A 21,806-nucleotide genomic window follows, 5' to 3' on the forward strand; every position below is an offset into this window, starting at 1 on the left:
CCACCAGCCCGCGCGTGGTGCTGGCGTCTGCCGGCGGCACGCGGGCGGCCACCATGCCTATACCGGCAGCGGGCTGCGCTCTGCAAAATGCCCGCGCCAGTACGGGTAGTACGGATACGGCGGCTCCACCGCGCTCACCGCCTCCAGGCGCGTGCGCTGCTCGGCCGTCAGCGACCAGCCCACCGCACCCAGGTTCTGGCGCAGCTGGGTTTCGTCGCGCGCGCCGATCAGCACCGTGCTGACGGTGGGCCGCTGCAGCAGCCAGTTGATGGCGATCTGCGGCACGCTGCGCCCGGTCTCCTCGGCAATGGCGTCCAGCACATCGACAATGTCGAACAGGCGCTCATCGCTGATCGCCGGGCCCGCAGCGGCCGTCGTATGCAGGCGGCTGGTGTCCGGCAGCGGTTGGCCGCGCCGCAGCTTGCCGGTCAGGCGGCCCCACCCCAGCGGACTCCACACCACTGCGCCCACGCCCTGGTCGATGCCCAGCGGCATCAGCTCCCATTCGTAGTCGCGCCCGGCCAGCGAGTAGTAGGTCTGGTTGGCGACAAAGCGGCTCCAGCCCTGCGCATCGGCCACCGCCAACGACTTCATCAGCTGCCAACCGGCGTAATTGGACGCACCCAGGTAGCGCACCTTGCCGGCGCGGACCAGCCCATCCAGCGTGGACAGGGTTTCTTCCACCGGCGTCATCGCGTCGAAGGCATGCAGCTGCAGCAGATCGATATGGTCGGTGCGCAAGCGCCGCAACGAGGCATCCACCGCACGCAGCAGGCGGAAGCGCGATGCTCCGGCATCGTTGGGCCCATCGCCCAGGCGCAGGCCGGTCTTGGTCGACAGGATCACCTGATCGCGGCGCCCCTGCAGCGCCTGGCCGAGAATCTCTTCGGAGGCACCGTCCGAATACACATCGGCAGTGTCGAACAGGTTCAGGCCCGCCTCCAGGCACAGATCGATCATGCGCTGCGCCTGCGCCACATCGGTATCGCCCCAGGCAGAAAACAGCGGCCCCTTGCCGCCAAAGGTACCGGCACCCAGACCGAGCACCGGCACCTTGAAACCGGACCGGCCGAGAAAACGTGTGTCCATCGCACTACTCCTTGAAACCGAAAGAAAATCCACGCGCAGTGCCGGAGGATCGGCCACTGCGCGACGCCAGCCGCGACGATCCGCTCGCCGGCGACCTGCGCCGATGGCGCCGATCGCGCAGGTCTGCCGGTTGCGCAAGTACTGCGCGCTGCGCCGGCAGGACCGAATCAACCCGCCTGCACGCAGACGCCCGGCGCAGCGGCACGCCGGCGTTGCAGCTGCACGCTCCACAACGCGATCCCCAGGCCCATCGCGCTCAACAACGCGGCGACCCACGGCGTGGCAACCAGGCCGGCATGGGTGGCGATCACCACACCGCCCAGCCAGGCGCCCACGGCATTGCCCAGATTGAACGCGGCGATATTGAGACTGGAGGCCAGGTTCTGGCCGGCACCACGCGCATGCTCGAGCACGCGCAGTTGCAGCGGCGCCACGGTGGCGAAGGCGGCCACGCCCAGCAGCCCGACGAACACCACCATCGCGGTCTTGTTGTGCAGGACCAGGCCCATCGCAGCGAGCACCACCACCAATGCCCCCAGGCTGCCCAGCAAGGCGGCGGTGGGGCGCCGGTCGGCCAGGCGCCCTCCCAGCAGATTGCCGACGATCATGCCGACACCGAAGACCAGCAACACCGGCGACACCGCGGTCTGCGCAAAACCGGTCACCTCCACCAGCAACGGCTGGATATAGGTAAACACCGCGAACACGCCGGCATAGCCCACCACCGTCATCGCCAGCGCCAGCACCACTTGGCCGCGCCCCAGCACCGCCACTTCCTGCCGCCATGACACCGCTGCGGCTGCGCCTGCGTTCGCCGGTACCCACAGCGCCACCGCGGCCGTGGCCAGCACACCGACGCTCGCAACCGCCCAGAACGTCGCCCGCCAGCCCAGCTGCAGGCCCAGCCAGGCGCCGGCCGGCACCCCCAGCAGGGTGGCCACGGTCAGCCCGGCAAACATCAGCGAGATTGCCGAAGCGCGGCGCTCGGCCGGGACCAGCGAGGTCGCCACCACCGCGCCCACGCCGAAGAAGGTGCCGTGCGCCAGCGAGGTCAGCACGCGTGCGACCATCAGGCTGGTGTAGTCCGGCGCCAGCGCGCAGGCCACGTTGCCCAGGGTGAAGATCGCCATCAACCCGACCAGCACCGCCTTGCGCGGCAAGCGCGCACTGGCCAGCGTCAGCACCGGCGCCCCGACGAACACGCCCAGCGCATAGCCGCTGATCAGCAGGCCGGCGGCGCTGAGCGACACGCCCAGGTCGGTGGCCACCTGCTGCAGCAGGCCCATGATCACGAACTCGGTGGTGCCGATGCCGAAGGCACCGATGGTCAGCGCCAGCAGCGCTGGCGGAAAGCGGGAAGAACGCACGGAAGCGGACATGGGCAGGGACCAGGGAAGACGACCCACAGCCTGCGCTCCGGCGTCCTAAGCAAAAACCCCTGCTATCCTGATTCACTATCAACCAATCATTGAGAATCGCATGGACCGCCTCGGCGACATCGCGCTGTTTCTGCGCGTGCTCGATTCCGGCTCGATCACCGCCGGTGCGCGCAGCCTGGACCTGTCGCTGGCGGTCGCCAGCCAGCGCCTGAAGCGGCTGGAACGCGAGCTGGGCGTGCGCCTGCTGCACCGGACCACGCGCCGGCTGCACCCCACCCCCGAGGGCCAGCGCCTGGCCGAGCGCGGCCGCGTGCTGGTGCAGGATCTGGACGCGCTGGCCGACGACCTGCGCGAGAGCGCGCACGCGGTCGGCGGCATCCTGCGCATGACCCTGTCGGCCTCGTTCGGGCGGCAATACGTGTCGCCGCTGCTGCCGGAATTCCAGGCCCGGCATCCGCGCGTGCACATCAGCGCGCATCTGAGCGACGACCTGGTGGACCTGGTCAGGCAAGGCTTCGATCTGGCGATCCGCATCGGCCCGCTGGACGACTCCGGGCTGGTGGCGCGGCGCATCGCCGACAACCGCCGCACCCTCGCCGCCTCGCCCGATTACCTGAAGCGCCATGGCACCCCGCGCACGCCGGACGACCTGGCCGGGCACGCCGGCGTGCTGCTGATGGGCCGCGACGGCCGCCAGGACGTGTGGCGGTTGCAAACGCCGGAGGGTGGCCTGGTACGCGTGCGCATGCAAAGCCGCTTCGAAAGCAACTTCGGCGAGTTGATCCGCGATGCGGCCGTCGCCGGCCAAGGCATCGCGTTGCATTCGTACTGGCACATTGCCGAGGAGCTGCGCGACGGCCGGTTGGTCGAGGTCCTCCCCGACTACCCGCCACCGACCACGCAGATCAACGCGGTGATGCCGGCCCGCCAGCTGCAGCCACCGCGCGTGCGCGCATTCGTGGAGTTTCTGCTGGAACGCCTGGGCGAAGTGCCGCCGTGGGAGCGTGTCGGTTGAACGCAAGTTTGGTGCTTGCGTCGGCCAGTGCTCGCTGGACGCGGAGCGATGCGTGGCTGCGACGTGACGTCTTGGAGAGCAGCCAATCTACGGCTTTGCGGATGGATCAGCTGTAGAGCGGGTGATCTGTGGCTTTACTGCATGGCCCTCGCCCGCCCACCATCGCGGGACACGCCGCAAGTACGTCCGTGCAGGTTCTGGCGCGGCATCCATGCCGCTCACGGTCCCGCGACGGTGGCGGGCAAGGACCTGTCGGGATGGTCGGTGTGCAGGTGCAAGCAGTGCACGCTGCGCGTTGTTCGAAAATCAGGTTGTCCGATACTGATGCGCCGGCTCAACGTCGCAACATTTGATGCACATCCGACGACAAGTGGCCTTTGGTGCGATAACCGACCAACTTTCTGGTGCGGTGCCCTCGCCACTTGCGGGACCCTCGGCGGCATGGATGCCGCCGAGGAGCCTCCAGGGACGGATTCACGGCGTGTCCCGAAGGTGGCGAGGGCACCGCGCATTCGACTCATCGATCAACAAGGCGCGCGTGACCAACACGTCGCCGCTGCCGATATAGAGTTTTTTCGCCGCTCTTAGCCCCCCGCACGCACCAAGCGCTTGTGCAAGCCGCGCCGCTGCGCCTCGCTGAGCAGATGCCCATGCGTGTTCAACAATCCCAGGATCTGCTGATGCGCTTGCGCTGTGCGACGCGCAAGTTCGGCCGTGGCGGCGGCCTCGAGCGCCTTCCAGTCGGCGGGGCGCGTCGGCGCGGGGATGGTCGAACGTTTTGCGGGCATGGGCGAGACGATCACGGAAACAGACGCCCATGATACGGCGCGCGCGTGAGCGCCCTATCAGATCATGGTAGGCCTGTCGTGTTGAGGCGCTGGGCGTGCAAGGACCTGAACGCACGTGTCGGCGCCAACCGGCGCTGCCGTGGCCTGCCGCTGCTGCGGACCTGCCGGCTCCATGACATCCGGTCTTGTACGATCGACGGCATCGCGGCCAGGCCGCCTGGTGCCACTGCCGAGTCCTGCATGTCCGCCTTGACCGAGATGACCGACATCCTGCTGCGCCACGCCCCTGGCGATGGCATGCACGCCACCCGGATTGCCGGGCTGCAGATCATGCGCAGCGCCTCGCCGACGGTGTCGGTGCCCACGGTCTATACGCCGATGCTGTGCCTGGTGGCGCAAGGCCGCAAGCAGGCGATGCTGGGTGCGGCGGCGTATCTCTATCACCCGCAGATGTATCTGGTGGCCTCGGTGGATCTGCCGATCGTCGGTTCGGTGATCGAGGCCAGCGCCGCGCAGCCGTATCTGTGTTTCTGCCTGGATCTGGACACCGCCGTGCTGAGCGACCTGGCCGTCAGCCACCCGGAGCTGGTCGAGCCGCAACGCGATGCGGCGCAGGCCGGGTTGTTGCTCAACCACAGCACGCCGCCATTGCAGGACGCTGCAGTGCGGCTGGCGCGTCTGCTCGATCAACCCCAGGAGATTGCCGCGCTGGCACCGCTGGTGCTGCGCGAAGTGCTCTATCGCCTGATGGCCGATCCGGCCAATGCGGTGGTGCGCCAGATGGCCATTGCCGACAGCCGACTCAACCAGATTTCCAAAGCCATTGTCTGGCTGCGCGAGCATTACGCACAGCGCTTCCGTATCGAGCAGATTGCCGATCTGTCGGCAATGAGCCGCTCCACCTTTCATGCGCATTTCAAGGCGGTCACCTCGATGACGCCGCTGGAATATCGCTCGCATCTGCGCGTGCACGAAGCGCGCCGGCTGATGCTGGCCGAAGCGCTGAATGCCGCTGATGCCGGCTTCCGCGTCGGCTACGAGAGCGCCTCGCAATTCAGTCGCGACTACGCGCGCATTCTCGGCGCGCCGCCCGCACGTGACGCACAACGGTTGCGTGCCGGGGCACAGGCTGCGACACAAGCGGCGTAAGCCTGTCCGCGCGCAGTGGAGCGCAGTCACGCGCCCGCACCAAGCGACATGTATCACCGACGATGACGCGGCAGACCGCACCAGGTCATCGTTGAGCACCGTTCACTCAGCCGCGTACTGCGCCTCGCTGACCTGCTCCAGCCAGGTCACCGGCGAGCCATCCTGCGCTTCGGCGATGGCAATGTGCGACATTGCCACGGTCGCGTTGGCGCCGTGCCAGTGCTTGACGCCCGGCGGAATCCACACGATGTCGCCCGGGCGGATCTGCTGCGCCGGCTTGCCCCATTCCTGCACACGCCCGGCGCCGGCGGTGACGATCAGCGTCTGCCCCAACGGATGGGTGTGCCAGGCGGTGCGCGCGCCCGGCTCGAAGGTGACGGTGGCACCGCCCACCCGCGCCGGCGCATCGGCCTGGAAAGGCGCATCGATGCGCACGGTGCCGGTGAAATAGTCGGCCGGGCCGGCTGCAGATGCGGCGCCGCCGGCCTTGCTCACCCTGATCGCGTGTCGCTCTTCACCTGCGGGCGTGACGGCAGCCATCATCGACAGCGACATCGCGGTTGCAAACAGATTCATGGCCGTGCTCCTCGATTCAAGTGACTGCACTGTAGCGTGCAGGCGCACCGGCATTACCCAGGCAGCAGCGCATGCACCTAGAAACACAGCGCATCAATGCGGCCATGACCCGCCGGGTGTGGAGCCATCACGCACCATCGCGCATGATGCAGCCGCATGAATGGCATGCGGTGGAGTCGGCATTCGCAACCAATGGCGCGGGAAAACCTCAACGATCTGCAGGCCTTCGTCGCCGTGGCGCGCGAAGGCAGCTTCACCCGCGCCGCCGCGCAGCTTGGCGTCTCGCAATCGGCGCTGAGCCATACCGTGCGCGCACTGGAAGCACGTCTGGGCATCCGCCTGTTGACCCGCACCACGCGCAGCGTGTCGATGACCGAAGCCGGCGCACGCCTGTTCGACACCCTGGCTCCGCGGCTGCAGGAGATCGACCACGAACTGTCCGCGCTCACCGAATTCCGCGACACGCCGGCCGGCACCATCCGTATCACCACTACCGGCCACGCCGCCGACGCCTACATCTGGCCAGCGTTGTCGCAGGTGCTGCCCGACTATCCTGACCTCAGGATCGAGATCACCGTCGATTACGGGCTGGCCGATATCGTTGCCCAGCGCTACGACATCGGCATCCGGCTGGGCGATCAGGTCGCCAAGGACATGATCGCGGTGCCGATCAGCCCGATGCAGCGCATGGCGGTGGTGGCGGTGCCGGGCTACTTCGTGCACCACACCATCCCTGCTGCCCCGGCCGACCTGGCCAGGCACAACTGCATCGGCCTGCGCCTGCCCACCCACGGCGGCTTGCTGGTCTGGGACTTCGAAAAGGACGGGCACGAGGTCAAGGTCCGCGTGGACGGGCAATGGACATTCAACGGCAGCAGCGCGGTGCTGCGTGCCGCACTGGCCGGCGGCGGACTCGCGTTCTTGCCGGAAACCATGGTGTTGGAGCACCTCGCCGCCGGCCGGCTACGCCGCGTGCTGGAGGACTGGCGCGCCCCATTCGACGGCTATTACGCCTATTACCCCAGCCGCCGCCAAACCTCAAGCGCACTCAAGGTCGTGATCGACGCATTGCGGCACGATCCGGCGCGCTGACGCGTCCGTGTAGGAGCGTGCCTGCGCGCGACGAGGCCTTATCGGTAAAGCTGCATCGCGCGCGGGCACGCTCCTACAACAGCGTCGGTTGGCGGCAGGTTTGAGGCTGGTGACCGACGCGTTGCGGCACGCTCTGGTGCGTTGGAATGCTCGTGTAGGAGCGTGCCTGCGCGCGACGGGGCCTTATCGGTAAAGCCCCATCGCGCGCGGGCACGCTCCTACAACAGCGTCGGTTGGCGGCAGGTTTGAGACTGGTGACCGACGTACTGCGGCACGCTCTGGTGCGCTGACATGCGTGTGTAGGAGCGTGCCTGCGCGCGACGGGGCTTTATCGGTAAAGCTCCATCGCGCGCGGGCACGCTCCTACAACTACGTCGGTTGGCGGTCAGTTGGATCGCCGGGGTTATTTACCGACCAGCTTCTGCTGCTCCGGGCGGTAACGCTCGCCGACAATCGCCACCGCATCCAGCGCCTGCTGGATGCGCGCAAGATCCTCGCTGTTCAAGGTCAATGCGGCGCCGCCCAGATTTTCTTCCAGGCGATGCCGCTTGGTGGTGCCGGGAAAGTGCAGAGCGAACACCTTGCGCGCGGTCGCCGGCCCGAAGCCATAACTCAGGCCCATGCAGCCCAGGCCCAGCGCGGACACCACCGCCCCCCATCCATCACGCTGCCTGCCCCCGCCGCTAGAACCCGCTCGGCACCTCGCGCTTGCCTGCCGTCGTCACCGCTGGCGATTGCGGCCGATACGCGCGCAGGAACAGCGCCAACGCACTGGCAACATACGCGTGCGGCGTGGCGGCCGGTGCCTGCAATGGGTCGCCACGCAGCGCCGCATTGGCCGGCATCCCGGTCATCAATCCGAAGAAATGCACCGAGGCATCCGGCAGATTGTCGATGACCAGGCTGCCCTGCTCCACTTCGCGCGCCAGCACCGCACGCATCGTGGTGTCGTAGCGTTCGAAGCCCAGCGTCCACATCTCCTCGCGCATCTGGCCGGGCAGTGCCGGCGGCCGCACCAGTCCATACGCGGCATCGCCCAGTGCATTCCTGGCCGCCATGCGCACGACCGCATCGGCGATGGCGAGCAGACGCACGGGCAACGGCCCGCGCATGTTCAACAGCGCCTCCCAGGGATTGGGCGATTGGTGCGCCAGCGCCTCCAGGGTGGTGCGGAACAGCACCTCCTTGGAGGCGAAATGCGCATACACCGTGGCCTTGGACACCATCGCGCGCTCGGCGATGCTGTCCATGCTGGTCCTGTCGAAGCCCTGGCGTGGAAACAGCTCGCCTGCCGCGCGCAGAATCGCACCACGTTTGTCGTGCGGTGCATGCCTGGGTGCTGGCGGTTCGGCAGCGGCGTCATCCACGTGGCTGCCCCGTCGCAGTCGTTGCCACCGCCGGCTCGGCCGATTGCAGCCAACCACCGCCCATCGCCTTGTAGAACGTCGCCAGATTGGTGAAGCGCGACAGCTGCGTGGTGATCAAGCTCTGCTGCGCGCTGTACAGCGCGCGCTGCGCATCCAGCGCCTGCAGGTAGCTGTCCACGCCGCGTTCGAAGCGCGCCTGCGACAGCCGGTAGCTGTCAGCGGTGGCGTCGACCAGAGCCTGTTGCGCCTGCAATTGCCGGCCCAGGGTCTCGCGTTGCGCGAGCGCATCGGAAACCTCGCGGAATGCGCTCTGGATCGCCTTTTCGTATTGCGCCACCTCGATGTCTCGGTTGGCCTTGGCCATGTCCAGGTTGGCGCGGTTACGCCCGGCGTTGAAGATCGGCAGCGTCAGCGTGGGCACGAAGCTCCAGGCGCGGGTGCCGGAATCGAACAGGTTGGACAGGCTACTGCTGGACGAGCCGGTCGATGCGGTCAGGCTGATGCTGGGGAAGAACGCCGCGCGCGCCGCACCGATGTTGGCATTGGCCGCACGCAGGTTGCGCTCGGCCTCGAGGATATCCGGGCGACGCTGCAGCAACTGCGACGGCAAGCCGGCCGGCACGCTGGCCAGCACGTTGCCGTCCACGCTGGCGCCGTCGGGCAAGGCCCGCGGCAACAGCTCCGCCGGCAGCTGCGTGCCGACCAGCAGCACCAGGGCGTTGCGGTCCTGCGCCACCTGCGCGGTATAGCGCTCCACGTCCACGCGCGCGGTTTCCACCGTGGTCTGCGCCTGGCGCAAGGTGAGCTGCGAAGCCACACCCAGCTCGAAACTGCGTTGCTGCAGGCGATAACTGTCGCCCTGGCTGCTCAAGGTGGACTGCGCCAGCTGCAGCAACTGCTGATCGGCCGCCAGCGTCAGATAGGCGGTGGCCACTTCGGCCACCAGGCTGATATGGGCGCTGCGGCGTGCCTCGGCGGTGGACAGGAACTGTTGCAGCGCCTGTTCCTTGAGGCTGCGCACACGCCCGAACAGATCCAGCTCGTACGCACTGACGCCGATGTTGGCGCTGTAGGTCCGGAACACCTGCGGCTGGCCTGGAATGGCCAGCTCCGCCGGCGTGCGCGCGTTATTGGCGGTGCCGGTGCCCTGCACGGCGGGCAGCAGCGCAGCGCGCTCCACCCGGTACTGCGCACGTGCCACCTCGATGTTGAGTGCGGCCACGCGCAGGTCGCGATTGTTCTCCAATGCCAGCGCGATCACCTGCTGTAGCGCCGGGTCGGTGAACACCTGCCGCCAGCCGATGTTGGCGATATCGACCGCCGGCTCGGGGCTGGCGGCAGCGGTGGTATTGGATGCCGTCGCGAGCTCGGTGCCGGCAAAACGCTCGGGCACCGGTGCGTCGGGCCGTGCATAGCGCGGCATCAGGGTGCATCCGGACAGCACGCCGGCCACCGCCATCGCGGTCAATGTCATGCGGATCGGTGTCATCTCAGTGTCCTGCCGGTTGCGGTGCGGGCGAAGTGGGCTGTGCGCGGCGCTTGAACAAGCCGCTGATCAGCACGAAGAACAGCGGCACGAAGAAGATCGCCAGGATCGTGCCGGACAACATGCCGCCGATCACCGCGGTGCCCAAGGCATGCTGTGCGCCTGCACCGGCACCACTGCCGAGCACCAGCGGCACCACGCCCAGGATGAAGGCCAGCGATGTCATCAGGATCGGCCGCAGGCGCATGCGCGCCGCTTCCAGTGCCGCTGCGACCAGGCTCTTGCCGCTTTCGTGCAGTTCCTTAGCAAATTCCACGATCAGGATCGCGTTTTTCGATGCAAGACCAATCGTGGTGAGCAGGCCTACCTGGAAGTACACATCGTTCATTTTCCAGGTCAGCAGTGCGCCCAGCAGCGTGCCGAATACGCCCAGCGGCACCACCAGGATCACCGAGAACGGAATCGCCCAGCTTTCGTACAACGCGGCCAGACACAGGAACACGATCAGGATCGACAGCCCGTACAACAGCCCGGTCTGGCCGGTCGAGGATTTTTCCTGCCGCGACAACCCGGTCCACTCGTAGCCGATGCCCGGCGGCAACTTGGCCGCCGCCGCTTCCACGATCTGCATCGCCTCGCCGCTGGAGGCCGCACCGGGCATCGCCATGCCCAGGATCTCCACCGACGGCACGCTGTTGTAACGCTCCAACCGCGGCGAGCCCGATTGCCAGCTGGCAGTGGCGAAGGCATTGAATGGCACCATCGTGCCGGCGCTGTTGCGCACGAACCAGCGGTCGATGTCCTGCGGATTCATGCGGTACACCGCGTCGGCCTGCAGCATCACCTTCTTGACGCGGCCCTTGTCGATGAAGTCGTTGACGTAGGTGCTGCCCCAGGCGCTGGAGAAGGTGTTGTTGATATCGGCGATCGACACGCCCATGGCCTGCGCCTTGTGCGAATCGATCTCCAGCTTGAACTCGGGCGTGTCTTCCTGCCCATTCGGGCGCACCGCCACCAGCCGCTTGTCCTGCGACAGCTCGGCCAGCAGTTGATCGCGTGCCTGCATCAAGGCGGCGTGGCCGAGGTTGGCGCGGTCCTGCAGCATCAGGTCGAAGCCGGTCGCATTACCCAGCTCGGAGACTGCCGGCGGTGCGAACGCAAACACCTTGGCATCGCGAATGGTGCTGAAGAACGCACCGGCCTTGCCCGCCACGTCGGTGACGCTCTGGCCCTTGCCGGTGCGCTCGTCCCACGGCCGCAACTTGACGAAGGCAAAGCCCACGTTCTGGCCGGTACCGGCAAAGCTGAAACCGGAGACCGCAAAGATGCCGGCGACCGAGTCCTTCTGATCGACCAGGAAGTGATGCTCCACCTGCTTGAGCACCTCGCCGGTGCGCGCATCGGTGGCACCGGGCGGCAATTGCACCAGCACGAACAGCGTGCCCTGGTCCTCGTCCGGCAGGAAGCCCACCGGCAGCTTCATGAAGCCGAACACCACCAGCGCCAGCAACACCGCATAGGCCAGCATGTAGCGCCAGCCCTTGCCCAGCATGTGCCGCACCACGCCCTGGTAGCCGGTGTTGCCGCGATCGAACAGGCGGTTGAACCAGCCGAAGAAGCCGGTGGTCGCCAGACCATGGCCCTTCTCCACCGGCTTGAGCAAGGTGGCGCACAGGGCAGGGGTCAGGATCATCGCCACCAGCACCGACAAGGTCATGGCAGAAACAATCGTGATCGAGAACTGCCGGTAGATCACACCGGTGGAACCGCCGAAGAACGCCATCGGCACGAACACCGCGGCCAGTACCAGAGCCACGCCGACCAGCGCGCCGGAGATCTGGTCCATCGACTTGCGCGTGGCGTCCCTGGGCGACAACTGCTCCTCGCCCATCACGCGTTCGACGTTTTCCACCACCACGATGGCATCGTCCACCAGCAGGCCGATCGCCAGCACCATCGCGAACATGGTCAGCGTGTTGATGGTGAAACCGAACGCCGCCAGCACGCCGAAGGTGCCGAGCAACACCACCGGCACCGCGATGGTCGGTATCAGCGTCGCGCGAAAATTCTGCAGGAACAGGTACATCACCAGAAACACCAGCACCACCGCTTCGATCAGCGTATGCACCACCTGCTCGATGGAGATGCGCACGAACGGCGTGGTGTCGTACGGCTTTTGCACCTTCATGCCGGGCGGGAAGAATTTCTCCTGCTCCTCCAGGCTCTTGTCGATCGCGCGCACCGTATCCAGCGCATTGGCGCCGGTGGCCAGCTTGATCGCCAGACCGGCGGCCGGCTTGCCGTTGTAGCGGCCCACCGTGTTGTAGCTCTCGCTGCCCAGTTCGATGCGTGCCACATCGCGCAGGCGCACCTGCGAGCCATCGGACTGCGTGCGCAGCAGGATGTTCTCGAACTCCCCGGCGGTCTTCAGCCGGGTCTGCGCGGTGATGGTGGCATTGAGCTGCTGGTTGGGCACCGCCGGCAACGCGCCCAGCTGGCCGGCCGACACCTGCGCGTTCTGCGCCTGGATCGCGGTGCGCACATCCACCGGGGTCAGGCTGAAGTTGTTCAACTTGTTCGGGTCCATCCATACCCGCATCGCGTACTGCGAGCCGAACAAGGTGGTGTCGCCCACGCCTTCGACGCGGCTGATGGTTTCCTGCACGTTGGCAGCCACGTAATCGGACAGGTCCGAATCGCTCATGCTGCCGTCTTCGGAAGTGAAGGCCAGCACGTTGAGGAAGTTGGTGGCCGACTTGGTCACCGTCACGCCCTGCTGCTGCACTTCCTGCGGCAACAATGGCGTGGCCAGCGACAACTTGTTCTGCACCTGCACCTGCGCGGTGTCCGGGTCGGTGCCGTTGTCGAAGGTCAGCGTGATGGTCACCGCACCGCTGGATTCGCTGGTGGAGGCCATGTAGCTGAGGTGGTCCAGCCCCTTCATCTTCTGCTCGATGACCTGGGTGACGGTGTCTTCCAGGGTCTGCGCCGAGGCGCCCGGATAGTTGGCGGTGATGGCGACGGCGGGCGGCGCGATGCTGGGGTATTGCGCAATCGGCAAGGTGGCGATGGACAGGATGCCGGCCAGCATCACGATGATGGCCAGCACCCAGGCGAAGATCGGACGATCGATGAAGAAGCGTGCCATGACGTGTGATCCCGCCTCAGTTGGCCGCACGCGGTGCGGTCGGGGCGGAAGGCGTGCCGGCAGCATTGCCAGCACCGGCGGCGGGCTTGCCCTTGGGCTGCCACGGCACGGTCTTGACCTCGATGCCGTCGCGGGCGCGCGAGACGCCCTCGACCACCAGTTGCTCGCCGGCCTTCAGGCCGCTGCGCACCAGCCACTGGTCGCCGACTTCGCGGTCGGTTTCCAGTACGCGCAGTTGCAGCTTGTGATCGGCACCGACCACGAACGCGGTCGGCTTGCCGGCGCCATTGCGCGAGACCGCCTGCTGCGGCACCAGTACGCCCTGCTCCTTGATGCCCTCCTGCAGCACCGCGCGCACATACATGCCCGGCAACAACTCCGCATTCGGGTTCGGGAACACCGCGCGCAGGGTGATCGAGCCGGTGTTCTGGTCGACGGTGACATCGGAAAACGCCAGGTGGCCCTGCAGCGGATAGGTGCTGCCGTCTTCCAGCAGCAGCGACACCTTTGCCGCATCGTCGCCGGCCTTCTCCAGCTCGCCGCGCGCCATCGCCTGCTTCAGGCGGAGCAAGGCCGCGCTGGGCTGGGTGACGTCGATGTAGATCGGGTCCAGTTGCTGGATGGTGGTCAGCGCGGTGGCCTGGTTGGCGGTCACCAAGGCGCCCGGGGTGACGCTGGAGCGGCCGATGCGGCCGGAGATCGGCGCGTCCAGGCGCGCGAAGGCCAGGTTGATGCGCGCGGTTTCCACGCTGGCCTTGCCGGCCGCCACATCGGCCTCGGCCTGGCCCAGTGCAGCGGCGGTGTCGTCGCCGTCCTGCTGGCTGATCGCCTTGATCTGCACCAGTTCGGTGTAGCGCTCGGCCTTGAGCCTGGCGGTGCGCAGGTTGGCCTGCGCCTTGGCCAGGGTGGCCTGGGCGCTGGCATAGCTGGCGCGGTAGGTCGCCGGATCGATCTGGTACAGCGTCTGCCCGGCCTTGACGTCGCCGCCCTCGGTGAACTGGCGCGACTGCACGATGCCGCCCACCTGTGGGCGAACTTCGGCGATCAGGTAGGGAACCGTGCGCCCGGGGAGCTCGGTGGTCAGGGTCACCGGCTGCGGCCTGACGGTCAGCACGCCCATTTCGGGCATGCCCTCCGCCGGCGGCGGTCCGCCCGGCGGGCTGCCGCAGGCACTGAGCAGGAGGGTGGCTGCAACGGCAGAAGCAAGCAGGGGCAGGCGAAACGCAGCATGAGGACGCACGGGAGGTCTCCGACGGAACGCAGGATGATTAAATCTAAACGGTACGGTTCGGTATCCTAATGAGCGCATCCGTGGCCGTCAAGCATTACTGCCCAGTCGGTATACTTAACTACCCAACGGAGTCAGTTGATGCGGGTCAGAACCGAAGGAAAACGCGACGCCATCGTGCAGGCGGCCAGCGAGGTGTTCCTCGAACTGGGCTTCGAAGGCGCCTCGATGTCGCAGATCGCCGCCCGCGTCGGCGGCTCCAAGCGCACGCTCTACGGCTATTTCCCATCCAAGGATGAGCTGTTTGTGGCGTTTGCCAAGGACATGTCCGACCGCTACATCGACCCGCTGCTGGACGCGCTTTCGCAGAGCAACGGCCCGGTCGCCGAGACCCTGCAGCGCTTCGGCGAGGACATCCTCAGCTTCCTGTGCGCGCCCAGCTCGATCACCATCTGGCAAACCATCATCGGCGTGTCGGGGCGGTCGGACGTGGGCGCGTTGTTCTTCAATTCCGGCCCGGAAGAAGGTGTGCAGCGCATGGCCGACTATCTGCAGACGCAGATGGATCGCGGCGTGATCCGCTGCGCCGATGTCCTGATCGCGGCCAGGCAGTTCGGCGGGCTGCTGGAGGCGGAAACCCTGATGCCCTGCCTGTTCGGCGCACTCAAGAACCCCTCGCCCGCGTATCTGCGCGAGGCGACGCAGCGCGCGGTCGCCTTGTTTCTGGCGGGCTATGGCAGCAAGACCGACGCCGCGGCGTGATGCGCGGTGGTGTCTGATACCTGAGTTAAGCGATGCGCCGCTAGCGACCTCACTGATGCGCGTGCATGGCACTCGCACGTTGGGTTTTGTCAGCCGCTCTAAGCGAACCGCCCTGCGTTTTGGCTGGCGATCCTTACTCGGCCACCGCGCACTTGGCGCACAGGCCGTGCACTTCCAGCGTCTGCGCCTGCGGCTGGAAACCCAGCGCCTTGGCGCGCGCTTCCAGTTGCGCCACCACCTCGCGGTCTTCCAGCTCCACCGCGCTGTGGCAGCGGTCGCAGATCAGGAACGGCACCGAGTGCTGGGCGCTGTTGGGGTGGTGGCAGGCGACGAAGGCATTGACCGATTCGAGCTTGTGCACGAAGCCGTTGGCCATCAGGAAATCCAGCGCGCGGTACACCGTGGGCGGGGCGTCGGCACCGACGCCCTTGCCTTCGCGCACCCAGTCCAGCAACTCGTAGGCCTTGACCGGCTTGCCGGCGTCGGCAATCAGCCGCAGCACATTGGCGCGGATCGGCGTCAGCCGCAGGCCGCGCTCGCTGCAGGCACGCTCCACCGCGCGCACGAAGCCGTTGGCATCGTCCACATGGTGATGCGGGGCTGTGCAGGCATGTTCCTGATCGTGCGTTTGGGTGTGCGTATGCTTGGTCATACAGGCTCCGGCGGTCAGCCCGCCCCTATCTTGATGAGTGCGGCATCGATGCGTTTCAAGGCGCCCTCGCGTCCGGCCAGGTACACGGTCTGCGAAATGTCCGGGCTGACCTGGGTGCCGGTGATGGCCACGCGCAGCGGCTGGGCCACCTTGCCCATGCCCAGCTCCAGCGCGGCGGCCGCGTCGTGCAGCGCGGCCGAGACGGTCTCCACGCTCCATTCGCTCTGTGCCGCCAGCAGTTCGCGCGCCTTGCCCAGCGGCACTTCCGCACCCAGCTTGAGGTGCTTCATCACCGCCGCCTCGTCGTAGGTTTCCAGCGGCTGGTACCAGACCACGGCTTTTTCGGCCATGTCCTTCAAGGTCTGCACGCGCTCGCGCAGTGCCACCACCACGTCGGCGGCGGCCGGGCCGGCGGCCACATCGATGCCGAGCCGGGCGAGCTGGTATTCCAGCTGCGGGGCGATGCTGGCCGGGTCGTCGGTCTTGAGGTAATGCTGGTTGACCCAGCCCAACTTGGCCATGTCCAGGCGCGCGGCCTTGGAATTGACGTCCTTGACGTCGAACAGGTCGAGCAATTCCTGGCGACTGAACAACTCCTGGTCGCCGTGCGACCAACCCAGACGTGCCAGGTAGTTGATCAGCGCATGCGGCAGGTAGCCGGCGTCCTTGTACTGCATCACGTCGGCCGCGCCGGTGCGCTTGGACAGCTTGGCGCCCTGCTCGTCCAGGATCATCGGCATGTGCGCGAACTTGGGAACAGTCGCCCCCAGCGCCTCATAGATGTTGATCTGGCGCGGGGTGTTGTTGATGTGGTCATCGCCGCGGATCACCTCGGTGATGCCCATGTCCCAATCGTCCACCACCACCGCGAAGTTGTAGGTGGGGAAGCCGTCCGGGCGGAAGATCACCATGTCGTCGAGCTCGCTGTTGGCAATCTCGATGACGCCCTTGATCAGGTCGTCGAACACCACCGTGCCGCCGACCGGGTTCTTGAAGCGGATGACCCGGTTGGGGTCGTCGCGGTACGGCAGGTTCTGCTCGCGGGCGGCGCCGTTGTAGCGCGGCTTTTCCTGCCGGGCCATGGCGGCCTCGCGCATGGCGTCGAGTTCTTCGCGGGTTTCGTAGGCGTAATAGGCCTTGCCCTGCGCCAGCAGTTGCTCGGCCACCTCCTGGTAGCGGGCCACGCGCTGGGTCTGGTAGATCGGGCCTTCGTCATAGTCCAGGCCCAGCCAGTCCATCGCCTCCAGGATGGCGTCGATCGCGGCCTGGGTGCTGCGCTCACGGTCGGTGTCCTCGATGCGCAGCACGAACTGCCCGCCGCGACGGCGCGCCTCCAGCCAGCAATACAGCGCGGTGCGGGCGCCGCCGATGTGCAGGTAACCGGTGGGGCTGGGGGCAAAGCGGGTGCGGCAGGTCATGGAGCGCTCGGCGAAACGGGGATCGGCCGATTTTACCTTGACCAGCACGGACCTGCCCGCACGCGGCTCAGCGGTTGCGCAACAGGTCGCCGTAGACCACGTCATCGCCGCCGCTGCGCGCCGGGCCGGGCGCGTCGTACAGCACCAGCCAGCTGGGCGTGTCGCCGGCCAGGTGCCCGGGAAGATTGCAGATCGCCTCGGCGCGGTCGCTGTCGGTGCCGTGCGGCAACACCGCCGATTCCAGCAACTCGTGCTGAAAGCGCACCGGTGCCTGGTTGGTGGCCAGCACGGTACGTGCGTCCGGCCATTTGAACAGGCGGATTTCGCCATTCAACACCATGGTCGGGCCGGCCAGCAGGTACAGGTCGTCGCCGGAATAGTGCAGGTCGCGGATGCCCAGCCCGCCCAATTGCAGGAAGTGCTTGCGCAGCAGCGTGCCGTCCTCGTCCAGCGGCGCCAGCCGCAGGTGGTCGCCATGCGCCTGGACGCGGATCTCCAGCAGCGCCGACCAGCCGCGCAGCACCGGCCCGCGCAGGCCCAGCAGCAGGCGCTCGCCGTCCACCACGATGCCTTCGATGTCGAAGCCGTTGTCCTTGCCGGGAATCTTCATGAACGGGCCAACATGCGGATCGTCGGCCAGCAGCTCGGTGAGTTGGTTGTGTTTGGCATCGCCCTTGAGCCGCAGCGCGCGACGGCCATCGGCGGCTTGGCGCACCAGGCGCGGGGTGCCGTCGGCATCGCGCTCGATCGGCAGGCAGGCCAGCAGGCGGCGGTTGGCGTCGAGCTTGAGCTTGGTCAGGCGTTTGGCGTTGTCGGCATCGTCGCGATTGCGCTTGGCGTTCTTGCGCTTGAGCCCATGCGAGCCGACCACCCACAGGTAGCCGTCCGACAGCGCCATGCCTTCCAGGTCCGCCTCCTCGGCCGCCTCGCCGGGCAGGTCCAGCAGCTCGGCCAGCGCAAAACTCTGCCCCTGGCCGAAGCGCAGCGTCTCGCGCTGCACGGGCTCGAGCCTGCGCAGGCGATCCACCGCGCAGGCTTCGTCGCCGGCCACCCACAGCCAGTCGTCGGTAAACGCCGCGCCGGACAGATTGCTGTGCACCAGCGCGCCGGGCGCGAACTCGAGACGGACGCTGTGTGGAATCAGGGTTTTCTTGGCCATGGGAACCTGGTGGGCGGTGCGGGTGACGAATCAGGGAATAGCGCAGAACGCTCGAAGCGTACGCGAGCCGGTCACGGGCAACGGCGGCGCTCGCGCGGCGATGCACGCCGCAGTGGCTGGATGGCCGCGCGTGTCAGTCGAAGGAGGCCAGCGTGGCACGCGTGAGGTGAGCGCCCGATTGACCGACCCAATCGCGGTCGTTGGCGACCTGGGCCTGCGCGCGGCTGGCCTCGAAGGCGGCGAAATCCAGCTCCGCATACGCCCACACGGTACCGCCCTGGGTCTGCGCCAGCACGCCGTCGGCCGGGAAGCCGACATCCATCGGGGCAAACACCGCCGCTTCGCCGGTATTGACGTCCAGCGCCGGGCTCCACGGCGCTTGCCCGGCCGTGACCGATTGCGCGACGAATACGCGGTTTTCCAGCGCGCGCGCCAGGCAACCGACGCGCACCCGCATCGCGCCGGCGGCGGTGTCGGTGCAGCTGGGCACGATCAGCAGCCGCGCGCCGGCCTCGTACTGCGCGCGCACCGGCAGCGGGAACTCGCTGTCGTAGCAGATCGCGATCGCTGCACGCACGCCATCCAGCTCGAACACCTTCACCGTATCGCCCGGCTCGATCAGCCCGGTAGCCTTTTCGAAGCCGGTCAGCTGCAGCTTGTCCTGCCAGCCGTGCCGGCCGTCGGGCGTGAACCAGTCGCTGCGGTTGCGGTAACGGCCCTGGCCCAGATCCAGCAGGAAGCTGCCGGCAACCAGATGCAGCTGATGCCGGCGCGCCAGGCCGGCAAACAGCTCCAGCCACGGCGCACGCAGCGCCTGGATCGCCGCCAGCGACTCGGGCAAGCCGGCAGAAATCTGCGTGCCGAAGGTCGCGCCCAACTCCAGCGACAGGTATTCCGGCAGCACCAGCAGGCGCGCGCCGGCGGCGGCCGCCTCGCCCACCAGCGCGGACTGGCGTGCGGCAAAGGCGGCGAAGTCGGCGGGTTTGCCGATCGGGTATTTGGCGACGGCAATTTTCATCTGGCGGCCTGGTTGCGATGGATCGATGACGTAGGAAGCGAATCGGTCACGGCGGCAATGCCCGCGTCCAAACCCGCAGACTGTGGTCGATCTCGCCGTGTTGCAACTCCGCCCACGCCAGCTGCACGCGCATGTCCGGTTGCGGTGCATAGCCACGTTTGCGCCAGAACACATCGTTGGGTCGATGGTCGGCCGGCTGGCGCGGATCGTCTTGCGCACGTTCCACCGAGCAGAACGCGGTGAGCGCGAAGCGCCCCAGTGCACGCGCATGCGCCTCGCGCCGGTCGAAGAAGGCGTGGCCGATTCCCTGCCCGCGATATTCCGGCAGCAGCACCGATTCGCCGAAATAGAACACGCCGGCCGGATCGATGCCGGCCGCGCGGAACGGCGCATGGAAGGCGTCGCTGTCGTCGAGCAGCGGCAGCCCGGTGGAGGCGCCGATCACCGCATCGCCATCGCGTGCCAGCACGAACACGCTGTCCGGCGAGGCCGCATACGCGGCCAGGTAGCCGCGCTCGTAATCGGCATCGCCGTCATACAGGTACGGCCAGGCGCGAAACACCGCGATGCGCAGTTGCGCCACCGCAGCCAGATGCGGCAGCACCTGCGTGCCGCGCACCGTTTCGACGATCAGGGAGGAGCCGCTCATGCCGGCCATGGTAAGCCAGCCTGGCGCCGCGGCGCTGCCGTGGGTCAGCGCAGCCAGCGGCCGTTGATCGCGGCCGGGGCCACCGGCTGCTGCCACAACAACCACACCGCCGCCTCCTCGCTGGCCAGCAGCACGCCGCGCAGTGCATCGGTGCTGCGCGCCCAGTAGCTGCCGTTGCTCAACCGCTGCCATGGCCCGTAGCCGCGCTGAAGCGCGCTGTCTGCCGGCACGTCCTGCCGCTGTGCCGCCTGCAGGAATCGGCTGCCATCCAGGCGCAGTGCCTGCGCGGTGCCTGGATGCAGGCGCAGGCCGATCACCCCGCGGCGTCCGTCGCGGTGCAAGGGCAAGGCCGACAACGGCGAAGCTTCCCAGGCCTGCGGCAGCGCTGCGGGAAGCAGCGCCACCGTGTCGATCCCGGCGGGCAGCAAGCGCTGCGCCCGCCGGTGCAGCCGTGCGTGAGCGAACATGCCGGCCTCAGCGCAGGCTGTTGCCAAGCTCGTACCAATCGAGCTTGCGGGTCACCCACATGATGCTGGCCAGGATGCCGAACAGCAGCAGCGATCCCATCAGCAGCGCGTTGTCTTCGGAGATCAACAGGCTGTAGAGCACCCCGTACAACGCAGTGAGCATCACCGAGAACCCGGCTGCGCGCGCCCAGCTGCGCAACACCCCGGACAGGTAGAAGAACTGCAGGCCGATACATGCCGCGGCCGACACCAGGTACGCCTGCCAGAACGCGATGTGCTCGGAAAGGCTCAGCAGCAACAGGAAGAAGATCGCCAGCGCCAGCCCCACCAGCAGGTACTGCAGGGGATGGATCGGCAGACGCTTGATCAGCTCGAACAACACGAACGCCACGAAGGTCAGCACCACGAACAGGATGCCGTACTTGCTGGCCCGGTCGGCCTGGGTGTACACGTCCACCGGGTCGACCAGCTGCACTTGCAGCGTATCCAGCGACGACTGGCTGGACTGCAGCTGGGTCTGCGCACCGGTGGCCAGCGAGGACAACGACCAGCTCGCATCGAAACCACGCGCGCCGATGGTCGGCGCATTGGGCAGGAAGCGCCCGCCGAACAGCGGATGCGGCCAGGCCGAGCGCAGCGCGATGTCGTTGTTGTCGGCAATCGGCGCGATCGCCAGGCTGCGGGTGCCGTCCAGCACGAAGGACATCTCCACCAGATTGTCTTCGCCCAGCGTGCCGGCCAGCGCATCGCCCAGCGGCTGCAGATCGGCGTGGATACCGGCCGAGCGCGCCGCCAGGCCGCCTGCCCCGCTCTCCAGCGGCAGTGTGCGCCCGTCCACGCGCAGGCTCGGCGTGCCGACCAGGCCACGCACATCGGAAATACCCACCGCCAGATGCGGCTGGCCATAGCGACGACCGTCCACGGCCGGATAGGCGAAAGGCTCGAACTCGGCCTTGAGCCTGGCCTTCCACGCATACACCTGCACGCGGAACAGGCCGATCCTCCGCTCGGACGGGGTCAACTCGCCGCTCAGGCTGAGCGTGCGCGGGGTCTGCAGCAACTGGCCGTCGCGCTTGCGCCAGACCTTGCGCGGATTGCCCTGCTCGTCGGGCTCGGTGACCTGCACATCCTCGGTAAACGGCAGCACCCGCACCGGCGCGATGAACTGCTGCTCGCCGGCCTTGCTCTGCGCCACCCGCTCCACCGCCTCGTCGCGGTAACGCGCACGGTCCTGCACGGTGCCGCGGATCAACAGCAACGGAATCAGCAGCAACAGGATCAATCCGCCAATGGTGGCGAAGCGCAACAACAGTTTCAGGGATTTCATCGACCATCCTCATTCGGGGAGGTGGCCAGGGTGCGAT

At 67.3% G+C, this 21,806-nt stretch carries 19 protein-coding genes and 1 pseudogene; 4 read left to right on the forward strand and 16 right to left on the reverse strand.

Features of this window, described 5'->3' with window-relative positions; all coding sequences use genetic code 11:
* Window positions 1–57: 57 nt before the first annotated feature.
* Window positions 58–1,089, reverse strand: coding sequence for an aldo/keto reductase (locus CPBF1521_RS15965; RefSeq protein ID WP_115677600.1), 1,032 nt, complete (start codon window positions 1,087–1,089; stop codon window positions 58–60).
* 167 nt (window positions 1,090–1,256) lie between these two features.
* Window positions 1,257–2,468, reverse strand: coding sequence for an MFS transporter (locus CPBF1521_RS15970; protein ID WP_115677601.1), 1,212 nt, complete (start codon window positions 2,466–2,468; stop codon window positions 1,257–1,259).
* A gap of 100 nt (window positions 2,469–2,568) precedes the next feature.
* Here CPBF1521_RS15970 and CPBF1521_RS15975 point away from each other — a divergent pair, with 100 nt between their 5' ends.
* On the forward strand, window positions 2,569–3,483 hold the full coding sequence (locus tag CPBF1521_RS15975) for a LysR family transcriptional regulator (RefSeq protein ID WP_104648085.1): 915 nt from the start codon (window positions 2,569–2,571) through the stop codon (window positions 3,481–3,483).
* Window positions 3,484–4,067: 584 nt separating this feature from the next.
* Here CPBF1521_RS15975 and CPBF1521_RS15990 read toward each other — a convergent pair.
* Window positions 4,068–4,271, reverse strand: coding sequence for a hypothetical protein (locus CPBF1521_RS15990; RefSeq protein ID WP_115677603.1), 204 nt, complete (start codon window positions 4,269–4,271; stop codon window positions 4,068–4,070).
* A gap of 240 nt (window positions 4,272–4,511) precedes the next feature.
* On the opposite strand from CPBF1521_RS15990, the gene CPBF1521_RS15995 reads away from it, so the two are divergent.
* Window positions 4,512–5,420 (forward strand): AraC family transcriptional regulator, encoded by a 909-nt coding sequence (locus CPBF1521_RS15995; protein ID WP_043088272.1) that lies wholly within the window; start codon window positions 4,512–4,514, stop codon window positions 5,418–5,420.
* Between the two features lie 102 nt (window positions 5,421–5,522).
* On the opposite strand, the gene CPBF1521_RS16000 is transcribed toward CPBF1521_RS15995, so the two are convergent.
* A complete protein-coding gene (locus CPBF1521_RS16000; RefSeq protein ID WP_164739142.1) occupies window positions 5,523–5,996 on the reverse strand; it encodes a (R)-mandelonitrile lyase in 474 nt (157 codons plus the stop codon).
* A gap of 192 nt (window positions 5,997–6,188) precedes the next feature.
* On the opposite strand from CPBF1521_RS16000, the gene CPBF1521_RS16005 reads away from it, so the two are divergent.
* On the forward strand, window positions 6,189–7,088 hold the full coding sequence (locus CPBF1521_RS16005; RefSeq protein ID WP_115677604.1) for a LysR family transcriptional regulator: 900 nt from the start codon (window positions 6,189–6,191) through the stop codon (window positions 7,086–7,088).
* Window positions 7,089–7,491: 403 nt separating this feature from the next.
* Here CPBF1521_RS16005 and CPBF1521_RS16010 read toward each other — a convergent pair.
* From CPBF1521_RS16010 to CPBF1521_RS16030, 5 genes and pseudogenes are all read right to left on the reverse strand, one after another.
* Window positions 7,492–7,653 (reverse strand): annotated as a pseudogene (locus tag CPBF1521_RS16010) (aldo/keto reductase); the annotation flags it as partial.
* Between the two features lie 118 nt (window positions 7,654–7,771).
* Window positions 7,772–8,455 carry a TetR/AcrR family transcriptional regulator gene (locus CPBF1521_RS16015; RefSeq protein WP_115677605.1) on the reverse strand — a complete coding sequence of 228 codons (684 nt, stop codon included), beginning with the start codon at window positions 8,453–8,455 and terminating at the stop codon, window positions 7,772–7,774.
* Window positions 8,448–9,944, reverse strand: coding sequence for an efflux transporter outer membrane subunit (locus CPBF1521_RS16020; protein WP_115677606.1), 1,497 nt, complete (start codon window positions 9,942–9,944; stop codon window positions 8,448–8,450). The genes CPBF1521_RS16015 and CPBF1521_RS16020 overlap by 8 nt, the downstream gene beginning before the upstream one ends.
* A gap of 1 nt (window position 9,945) precedes the next feature.
* Window positions 9,946–13,089, reverse strand: a complete 3,144-nt coding sequence (locus CPBF1521_RS16025; protein ID WP_115677607.1) for an efflux RND transporter permease subunit — start codon at window positions 13,087–13,089, stop codon at window positions 9,946–9,948.
* A 16-nt stretch (window positions 13,090–13,105) separates the two neighbouring features.
* Window positions 13,106–14,329, reverse strand: a complete 1,224-nt coding sequence (locus CPBF1521_RS16030) for an efflux RND transporter periplasmic adaptor subunit (protein WP_115677608.1) — start codon at window positions 14,327–14,329, stop codon at window positions 13,106–13,108.
* Between the two features lie 129 nt (window positions 14,330–14,458).
* Here CPBF1521_RS16030 and CPBF1521_RS16035 point away from each other — a divergent pair, with 129 nt between their 5' ends.
* The gene (locus CPBF1521_RS16035; protein WP_104581861.1) at window positions 14,459–15,079 is read left to right on the forward strand and encodes a TetR/AcrR family transcriptional regulator; all 621 of its coding nucleotides are present in this window, start codon (window positions 14,459–14,461) and stop codon (window positions 15,077–15,079) included.
* A 133-nt stretch (window positions 15,080–15,212) separates the two neighbouring features.
* Here CPBF1521_RS16035 and CPBF1521_RS16040 read toward each other — a convergent pair whose 3' ends face one another.
* From CPBF1521_RS16040 to creD, 7 genes are all read right to left on the reverse strand, one after another.
* The gene (locus CPBF1521_RS16040; protein ID WP_016902320.1) at window positions 15,213–15,731 is read right to left on the reverse strand and encodes a transcriptional repressor; all 519 of its coding nucleotides are present in this window, start codon (window positions 15,729–15,731) and stop codon (window positions 15,213–15,215) included.
* 14 nt (window positions 15,732–15,745) lie between these two features.
* On the reverse strand, window positions 15,746–17,149 hold the full coding sequence (gltX, locus tag CPBF1521_RS16045) for a glutamate--tRNA ligase (RefSeq protein WP_115677746.1): 1,404 nt from the start codon (window positions 17,147–17,149) through the stop codon (window positions 15,746–15,748).
* Between the two features lie 67 nt (window positions 17,150–17,216).
* Window positions 17,217–18,308, reverse strand: a complete 1,092-nt coding sequence (locus CPBF1521_RS16050; RefSeq protein WP_115677609.1) for a DUF3616 domain-containing protein — start codon at window positions 18,306–18,308, stop codon at window positions 17,217–17,219.
* Between the two features lie 133 nt (window positions 18,309–18,441).
* On the reverse strand, window positions 18,442–19,326 hold the full coding sequence (locus tag CPBF1521_RS16055) for a carbon-nitrogen hydrolase family protein (RefSeq protein ID WP_115677610.1): 885 nt from the start codon (window positions 19,324–19,326) through the stop codon (window positions 18,442–18,444).
* Between the two features lie 46 nt (window positions 19,327–19,372).
* Window positions 19,373–20,023 (reverse strand): GNAT family N-acetyltransferase, encoded by a 651-nt coding sequence (locus tag CPBF1521_RS16060; protein ID WP_181901278.1) that lies wholly within the window; start codon window positions 20,021–20,023, stop codon window positions 19,373–19,375.
* The gene (locus CPBF1521_RS16065; protein WP_115677611.1) at window positions 20,020–20,442 is read right to left on the reverse strand and encodes a hypothetical protein; all 423 of its coding nucleotides are present in this window, start codon (window positions 20,440–20,442) and stop codon (window positions 20,020–20,022) included. The genes CPBF1521_RS16060 and CPBF1521_RS16065 overlap by 4 nt, the downstream gene beginning before the upstream one ends.
* 7 nt (window positions 20,443–20,449) lie before the next feature.
* Window positions 20,450–21,769, reverse strand: a complete 1,320-nt coding sequence (gene creD, locus CPBF1521_RS16070) for a cell envelope integrity protein CreD (RefSeq protein WP_104648091.1) — start codon at window positions 21,767–21,769, stop codon at window positions 20,450–20,452.
* Window positions 21,770–21,806 lie beyond the last annotated feature (37 nt).

It is taken from the genome of Xanthomonas euroxanthea (assembly GCF_900476395.1).
Classification (GTDB): domain Bacteria; phylum Pseudomonadota; class Gammaproteobacteria; order Xanthomonadales; family Xanthomonadaceae; genus Xanthomonas; species Xanthomonas euroxanthea.

What these genes read in the sequence shown, in the direction of transcription:
- CPBF1521_RS15965 (WP_115677600.1), bottom strand. Translation starts at nt 1,089, where the DNA reads ATGGACACACGTTTTCTCGGCCGGTCCGGTTTCAAGGTGCCGGTGCTC.
- CPBF1521_RS15970 (WP_115677601.1), bottom strand. Translation starts at nt 2,468, where the DNA reads ATGTCCGCTTCCGTGCGTTCTTCCCGCTTTCCGCCAGCGCTGCTGGCG.
- CPBF1521_RS15975 (WP_104648085.1), top strand. Translation starts at nt 2,569, where the DNA reads ATGGACCGCCTCGGCGACATCGCGCTGTTTCTGCGCGTGCTCGATTCC.
- CPBF1521_RS15990 (WP_115677603.1), bottom strand. Translation starts at nt 4,271, where the DNA reads ATGCCCGCAAAACGTTCGACCATCCCCGCGCCGACGCGCCCCGCCGAC.
- CPBF1521_RS15995 (WP_043088272.1), top strand. Translation starts at nt 4,512, where the DNA reads ATGTCCGCCTTGACCGAGATGACCGACATCCTGCTGCGCCACGCCCCT.
- CPBF1521_RS16000 (WP_164739142.1), bottom strand. Translation starts at nt 5,996, where the DNA reads ATGAATCTGTTTGCAACCGCGATGTCGCTGTCGATGATGGCTGCCGTC.
- CPBF1521_RS16005 (WP_115677604.1), top strand. Translation starts at nt 6,189, where the DNA reads ATGGCGCGGGAAAACCTCAACGATCTGCAGGCCTTCGTCGCCGTGGCG.
- CPBF1521_RS16020 (WP_115677606.1), bottom strand. Translation starts at nt 9,944, where the DNA reads ATGACACCGATCCGCATGACATTGACCGCGATGGCGGTGGCCGGCGTG.
- CPBF1521_RS16025 (WP_115677607.1), bottom strand. Translation starts at nt 13,089, where the DNA reads ATGGCACGCTTCTTCATCGATCGTCCGATCTTCGCCTGGGTGCTGGCC.
- CPBF1521_RS16035 (WP_104581861.1), top strand. Translation starts at nt 14,459, where the DNA reads ATGCGGGTCAGAACCGAAGGAAAACGCGACGCCATCGTGCAGGCGGCC.
- CPBF1521_RS16040 (WP_016902320.1), bottom strand. Translation starts at nt 15,731, where the DNA reads ATGACCAAGCATACGCACACCCAAACGCACGATCAGGAACATGCCTGC.
- gltX (WP_115677746.1), bottom strand. Translation starts at nt 17,149, where the DNA reads ATGACCTGCCGCACCCGCTTTGCCCCCAGCCCCACCGGTTACCTGCAC.
- CPBF1521_RS16050 (WP_115677609.1), bottom strand. Translation starts at nt 18,308, where the DNA reads ATGGCCAAGAAAACCCTGATTCCACACAGCGTCCGTCTCGAGTTCGCG.
- CPBF1521_RS16055 (WP_115677610.1), bottom strand. Translation starts at nt 19,326, where the DNA reads ATGAAAATTGCCGTCGCCAAATACCCGATCGGCAAACCCGCCGACTTC.
- CPBF1521_RS16065 (WP_115677611.1), bottom strand. Translation starts at nt 20,442, where the DNA reads ATGTTCGCTCACGCACGGCTGCACCGGCGGGCGCAGCGCTTGCTGCCC.
- creD (WP_104648091.1), bottom strand. Translation starts at nt 21,769, where the DNA reads ATGAAATCCCTGAAACTGTTGTTGCGCTTCGCCACCATTGGCGGATTG.